Below are 6,730 nucleotides of genomic sequence, written 5' to 3'. Positions count from 1 at the left end.
GTGTTCGGTTGGGATCGGAAATCAACCAGCTATACGAGCGCTTGGGCCGGGAATGCCATGCGAGCGCGCATGGTAAAGAAACGCGTGAGGAACTTCGCGTATATCGACGCATCTCGAGTGACTAGATGTCGTCGGACGCAAGTAGTTCGCATAATAATGCGATTTCCGCCGTGAGCATCAGCATAGGGAATGGACGGCGTTTGCGATGGTCGATGCACTTGCGATTGGATACGCGATAAAGGATCGCCGCACGCAGCTTGGCTTAACGCAGGCTCAGCTTGCGGATGCTGCGGGTGTTTCAAAACGCTGTCTGTGGTCGCTCGAGCTGGGACAAAACCCTGGTGTCCAGTTCGACAAACTGACCGCTGTGCTCGAAGCCCTTGGCCTTGAGTTGGCCCTTGTGGCGGGCGACGCTCCGAATGTCCGGGTTCAAGAGGGATGAGAAGAATTTGGAGGATCATACGGGTATCAAAGCGACCGTTCTGCCCTCAACGAGTCCTGCCAACGCAGCTTGGACGTTTGAACGTCTTAAGCAACGTTGGCAAGAGGTGCTAGGGAATCTGTTGTAACGGGTTCAGATTGGAAGCCGATCCCCGCATCAAAGGGCATGTGTCGTCATTCGAAAAACACGTAACGAATCATTCGAAAAACGGCTCGGAATCCGTAAAGCTCCCGAGCTGCAAGTTCTTGGTCGCGAGGCAGGATTTGAACCTACGACATCCGGGTTATGAGCCCGGCTTCAGCGTCTGGCATGAACGTCAACGGCTATCCGCTTTTGTTTTTGCTGGTCAACGGTACCAGCCGATGGCACAAATCTTTCTTCGCGAAGAATCCGCCTTCAGCGCCGACGCAACGAAAGTGCGACATTACTGCGGAATAGGTGCGAAATAGGTGCGAACCCTATCGCAAAGAGTAGTACTGCCCCAGATCGGTGACGGCCGAACCGTGCCACTCAAGCGGACCGGAAGGACCTGAGATCCCTTTGAGAACGGTGCCGGCCGTGCGACGCGTGCGCCCGATGTGGTCGGCGAGCTCCCTGGCCTAGCCGAACTCAACCAGGATGCGCGCGACGCAGTCACCCTCTCCTCGCGAGTTGGTCACGGGGATTCGCACGGGATGGAGCTATTCCAAGTCGAGATGTCGATCCAAGACGTACACCGACATCGCACTGAAGACAACCGTGAATGCCACCTGCACGAGCAGGAGGAGTGTATACGTTGTGGCCAGCACATTTGCCACGAGCATCCATACGAGGGCAAGCGTCGCGAAGGCGGCGGCCTTGGCTAGTCCTGGGTGCCTCCTCGCCATGCTGCCCAGTGAAATGCCCGCAAAAAGCCATGACACGGATGAAGCGGAGAAGACGAGAAAGGAGATGGCCACCACGCCGGCGCACTTTGCCACCCCCAGCATCCCCGACTGCGCCGAGAAGACTGATCCGAGCGAGATCGACCCGAGGTCCTCGAGAAGAGACTGTCTGGCAGCAGGGTCAATGAGGACGACGGTTATGATGAACATCGCGAACGCGACGATACTCATAAACGCGGTGAACGTTGCCCAAATGAGCCCGTTGATGGTCTTGTCGGCCACATGTTCAGCAGCACGTGCCGGCAGGACGTTGGTGAGATAGCCACGGCTCCCAAAGAGCGTGTCGCGGTAGTTGCGCGCCACAAGCACCAGCATTATGACGCTTATCGCCACGAACAGGAGAAGCCAGGCAGTCATCATGACCATCAAGACGACAGAAAGAGCGTCATCTGCGGTGTAGACCTTGTTTCCCCTCACGCCAAGAAGTGCCCCCATGACAACGGACAGCGCGACAAGCGCGGCGTAGAGTGGACCCATGGTTCTTCCGACCTCGCGGAAGTCGTACTTGAAGAGTGTGCCTAGCATGCGAATACCTCCCTGAAGAGACCGTCTACGCTCTTGCCGGTGCGCTCGCGCAGGTCTTCGGCAGACTCGTGAAGCACCACACGGCCCTGCTTGAGGAAGACGACGTCGTCGAGCACACCTTCGATGTCGGCGATGAGGTGCGTTGAGATGAGCACGAGCGAGTTTGGCGAGTAATTGGAGATGATCGTGCGCAGAATGTAGTCGCGCGCCGCAGGGTCGACGCCCGCGATGGGCTCGTCAAGCAGGTATGCATGGGCGCGTCGGCTCATCGTGAGGATGAGCTGGACCTTCTCGCGCGTACCCCGGGACAGCTCCTTGAGGCGGCCCGATGCGTCGAGCCCCAGGTCCGCGAGCATGCCCAGAGCACGCTCGCGGTCAAAGTCTGCGAAGAAGTCCTCGTAGTAGTCGAGCAGCTGCGCCGTGCTCATGTACTCGGGCAAAAAGTCGCGGTCGGGCAGGTAGGCCACCTTGGCCTTGGTCTTTGTGCACGGAGCCATGCCCTCTATGAGGACCTGTCCCGACGTCGGCTTGATAAGGCCGTTTGCAAGCTTGATGAGTGTCGTCTTGCCTGAGCCGTTCGGCCCCAAAAGGCCAATCACCTTGCCCGCCTCGAGCGAGAGGTCGATGCCGCCGAGCGCCGCAACCTCCCCGTATCGCTTTGCCAGCGTCTTGCATTCCAGAAGCGCCATTATCCCTCATCCTTCCAGGCGGCAACCGCCGCCACAATCTGATCGTCATCCATGCCGATCGCGCGCAGCTTGCGGTAGAGGTCGGCAATGATCCCCGATGCGAGCTGCCCGCGTAGGACGTCGAGCACTGCGGCATCTTCCGTCACGTACCTGCCACTCGTGCGCTCGGTGCGCAGGATGCCCTCCTGCTCGAGCTGTGCGAGGGCGCGCTGCATCGTGTTGGGGTTCACCCCCGCTTGAACGGCTAGGTCGCGCACCGAAGCGATCTTCTCTCCCGGGGCGAGTCTGCCGCCCGCAACGTCAGACTTGATGCGCACGGCAATCTGGCGCCAGATGGGCGAACCTTCCGCAAAGTCCCATGGCACAGGCATCACCTCCTTGTCTTATTGTATTACTTGAATAGTACAGTAAGACAATAGCGGGGGCCCGTCAAGTAGAATTACGTTGAGGACTCAGGTTGTGCTGGCATATATCGTTCGCAGGATCACCGTCGCCTTCGAGCTGGAGTAGGGACCCGAGCAGAGCTGTTTTGTTTCGACATGAATTCGAGGGTTGCCACATGCGCCACACCACGGTAAGGTAACCCCCACGCAAAGACCGCGCTTTATGAGAGGAGCGAGAGATGACCGCATCGACCATGAAGATGAACAACATGATGTGTATGCCCATGGGCATGATGATGCCCGGTGCCTCCTCGCCGGCCCTCTCGCACGTGCAGCGAATGATGTAGCCCGCACGGCATACGAATGTCTTAGGCGAGGAACCCGAGCGGGTTTCTCGCCTTTTTTATTCGCCTGCGGGCCCAGCTTCAACCCTTACCCAGACCCTCATCCCAGAAAGGGACCACCGTGATAGAACTTTCCCACATCGTCAAGGAGTACGGCAGCGCCGGGCACGTGGTGCGCGCCGTGGACGACGTGACGCTGTCAATCGCCGCGGGTGAGATCTTCGGCATCATCGGCTACTCGGGCGCCGGCAAGTCGACGCTCGTGCGCTGCATCAACCTGCTCGAGCGCCCCACGTCGGGCACCGTGCGCGTCGACGGCCGCGAGATCACCACGCTCAGTGGCGCCGAGCTGCGCGCCGCTCGCGCCAACATCGGCATCATCTTCCAGCACTTCAACCTGTTCCCCAGCCGCACCGTTGCCGATAACGTCGCGTTTCCGCTGGCCAAGGCGGGGCTTTCCGATGCCGAGAAGGCGGCGCGCGTGGCCGAGCTGCTCGAGCTCGTCGAGCTGTCCGACAAGGCCGCGGCCTACCCCGAGCAGCTCTCGGGTGGCCAGAAGCAGCGCGTGGCCATCGCCCGTGCCTTGGCCACGAACCCGCGCGTGCTGCTGTGCGACGAGGCCACGAGCGCGCTCGACCCGCAGACGACCCACTCGATTCTCGCGCTGCTCAAGCGCCTGAACCGTGAGCTTGGCCTTACCGTGGTGGTCATCACCCACCAGATGAACGTCGTGAAGGAGATCTGCGACCACGTGGCCGTCATGGAGAGCGGCCGCGTCATCGAGTCCGGCGACGTGTTCGAGGTTTTCTCGACGCCCAAGCACGACCTTACCCGCGAGTTCATCGCGTCCACGTCGAGCCTCACGCGCGTGCACGACCTCGTGGCCGAGAACAGCCCCGTCGTGGCGCTCAAGCCCGGCGAGGTGCTCGTGCGCCTCAACTACCTCACGCGCGACGTGAACGAGCCCATCATCAGCTCCATCTCGCGTACGTTCGACATCGACGTCAACATCATCTTCGCCGACATTGAGGTTGTGAACGGCTCCCCCATCGGCGGCACGATCGCCAAGCTGTCCGGCCAGCGCGCAAAGATCGACGCCGCCCTGGACTACCTGCCCGACAACGAGAACGTCCACGTAGAGGTGATTGCCGATGCTCGCTAGTCTTTCCTCCATCATCCCCAACGTCGTGGCCCAATGGGACACGTTCACCACGTCCATCTTCGAGACGATCCTCATGCTCGCGTGGTCCGGTGTCTTCGTCTTTGCATTCGGCCTTATCCTGGGCATTGCGCTCACCGTCACCCGCAAGGGCGGCATCCTCGAGAACCGCCCGCTGTGGCAGGTGCTCGACAAGGTGACGAACGTCTTCCGCTCCGTCCCCTTCATCATCCTGCTGGCCGCCCTGCTGCCCGTGTCGCGCGCCATCATGGGCACGGCCATCGGTGTGCCCGGTGCCATCGTCCCGCTCGTGGTGGGGGCCATCCCGTTCTTCGCCCGTCAGGTAGAGGTGTCGCTCGCCGAGGTCGACCCGGGTCTCGTCGAGGCCGCCGAGGCCATGGGTTGCTCGCCTGCGGACATCATCTGGCGCGTGTACCTGCGCGAGTCCATCTCGTCGCTCGCCCGCGTGACTACCGTCACGCTCATCAGCCTGCTCAACCTCACCGCCATGGCCGGCGCCGTGGGCGCGGGTGGCCTGGGCAACTTCGCCATCCAGTACGGCAAGGACCGCAACCAGCTCGATGTGATCTACGTCACCGTTATCGTGCTCGTCGTGATGGTGTCGATCATCCAGATCGTGGGCAACGCCGTGGCCCGCACGAGCAGCTCCGCGCACCGCGCCGCGAAGGCCGCGGCCGCCAAGACCGACGATGCCGCACCCTCCCACACGGGCCGCAACGCCCTTATTGGTGCCTCCGCGCTTGTCGTGGGCTTCGCGCTCTACTTTATCGCGAACGGCTTTACCGCCGCACCTGCCGAGCGCGTCACCGTGAAGATGGGCGTCACCGGCGCCATCTACGAGGAGCTGTTCGCCCCTGCCAAGGCCAAGCTCGCCGAAGAGGGCATCGACCTCGAGATTGTGCAGTTCTCCGACTACACGACCCCCAACGCGGCCCTGGCCGACGGCGACATCGACCTCAACAGCTTCCAGCACCGCATCTTCTTTGCCACCGAGCTCGAGAGCAAGGGCTACGAGCTCACGAACATTGCGAACACGTTCATCCAGCCGCTGCACCTGTACTCGGCCAATCTCGACTCCATCGACCAGCTCAAGGCTGGCGACAAAGTGGCCATCCCCGACGACGTGACGAACGGCGGCCGCGCCCTGAAGGTGCTCGAGTCCGCAGGTCTCATCACGCTCTCCGACGACGCAGGCTTCAACCCCACCGTGGCCGACATCACGGAGAATCCAAAGGGTATCGAGATCGTCCAGATCGCGGCCAACAACATCCCGTCCATCCTGCCCGATGTGGCGGCCGGTATCGTTAACGGCAACTACGCCATCGATAACAACCTATCCCACGACGATGTGATCTACGAGGACGCCAACCTCGACGAGGAGCAGTACTGGAACCTCATCGCCTGCCGCACCGAGGACCTCAAGGATCCCGAGAAGGTCGAGATCTACCGCAAGGTCATCAAGGCCTACCAGTCCTCCAGCACCACCGACGTGTACGACAACACCTACGGCGGCAACTTCATCGCCGTGGGATGGGACCAGGACCTGCTGGGTGACGCCGTGGCTAAGCTGTAGAACACGCTCAGTCCAACATTGCTCGCGTTCTGTCCAAATCACTCCAAGTTGTCCCGTAAACTATCCAAATTAAATCCTGAAAGCGGATAGAATGCGGGACAAGTTGGAGTGTTCTTTTTCATGCACCCCCACCGGCCCCTCCCCTGCTACGCACGCCATTATGGGAGAGCCGAGCCTAACGTTTTTGCAAGGCACGCGATGCTCACCAGCCCCTCACCCACCTACTAAACCGGCCTGTCGGTTTGTCTCAATCTGTAACAGCTACTCAGCAAAACGGGCTCGACGTGTTACAGGTCGAGATACACCAGGCCCACTTACCAGAAGATCTCGACCCGTAACATGTAGCGACCCAAACGAGGTCTACGTGTTACAGATCAAGATTGTTTATAAAAGGCTGAGGGCTAGGGCAGAAGAACTGCCCAAGTAAGAGGAAAGCTCGCCGGCTAAGCCGACGAGCTGCAAGTTCTTGGTCGCGGGGCAGGATTTGAACCTACGACATCCAGGCAAACTGAACGTTTTGCCGTTCTCCAAGGTCGGAATGGCATTTTACCAGTTCAAACGCCATATTCTGGCAGCAAGCGTATCACGGGGCATCGCGCAAAAGCACGCCATATCACGCTACAGCTAGCGGCACGTTCGCCAAGGACGGTTTCCCCCTCCGAGAGTCAAGC

General features: G+C 60.4%; 6 protein-coding genes and 1 tRNA gene. 3 read left to right on the top strand and 4 right to left on the bottom strand.

Annotation, left to right across the window (positions count from 1 at the left end; all coding sequences use genetic code 11):
- Positions 1–205 precede the first annotated feature (205 nt).
- A complete protein-coding gene (locus tag EFAMC2_RS05905) occupies positions 206–442 on the top strand; it encodes a helix-turn-helix domain-containing protein (RefSeq protein WP_154027921.1) in 237 nt (78 codons plus the stop codon).
- Positions 443–692: 250 nt separating this feature from the next.
- Here the strand turns inward: EFAMC2_RS05905 and EFAMC2_RS05900 are convergent.
- From EFAMC2_RS05900 to EFAMC2_RS05885, 4 genes are all read right to left on the bottom strand, one after another.
- Positions 693–775: transfer RNA gene (locus EFAMC2_RS05900), tRNA-Leu, on the bottom strand.
- Between the two features lie 347 nt (positions 776–1,122).
- The gene (locus tag EFAMC2_RS05895; protein WP_154027920.1) at positions 1,123–1,890 is read right to left on the bottom strand and encodes a hypothetical protein; all 768 of its coding nucleotides are present in this window, start codon (positions 1,888–1,890) and stop codon (positions 1,123–1,125) included.
- The gene (locus EFAMC2_RS05890) at positions 1,884–2,579 is read right to left on the bottom strand and encodes an ABC transporter ATP-binding protein (protein ID WP_187325181.1); all 696 of its coding nucleotides are present in this window, start codon (positions 2,577–2,579) and stop codon (positions 1,884–1,886) included. The genes EFAMC2_RS05895 and EFAMC2_RS05890 overlap by 7 nt, the downstream gene beginning before the upstream one ends.
- Positions 2,579–2,950: a GntR family transcriptional regulator gene (locus EFAMC2_RS05885; RefSeq protein ID WP_154027918.1), complete on the bottom strand. Its 372-nt coding sequence runs from the start codon at positions 2,948–2,950 to the stop codon at positions 2,579–2,581. Before EFAMC2_RS05885 ends, EFAMC2_RS05890 begins: the two co-directional genes overlap by 1 nt.
- A 477-nt stretch (positions 2,951–3,427) precedes the next feature.
- Here EFAMC2_RS05885 and EFAMC2_RS05880 point away from each other — a divergent pair, with 477 nt between their 5' ends.
- Both EFAMC2_RS05880 and EFAMC2_RS05875 read left to right on the top strand, forming a co-directional pair.
- On the top strand, positions 3,428–4,468 hold the full coding sequence (locus EFAMC2_RS05880; RefSeq protein ID WP_154027917.1) for a methionine ABC transporter ATP-binding protein: 1,041 nt from the start codon (positions 3,428–3,430) through the stop codon (positions 4,466–4,468).
- Entirely contained in the window at positions 4,458–6,059 is a 1,602-nt protein-coding gene (locus EFAMC2_RS05875; protein ID WP_222838532.1) for a MetQ/NlpA family ABC transporter substrate-binding protein, read from the top strand. The genes EFAMC2_RS05880 and EFAMC2_RS05875 overlap by 11 nt, the downstream gene beginning before the upstream one ends.
- Positions 6,060–6,730: the final 671 nt, after the last annotated feature.

The organism is Olsenella uli, assembly GCF_901212655.1.
In the GTDB taxonomy this organism is placed as follows: Bacteria; Actinomycetota; Coriobacteriia; order Coriobacteriales; family Atopobiaceae; genus Parolsenella; species Parolsenella uli_A.
This window is presented reverse-complemented; position numbering and strand designations above follow the sequence as displayed.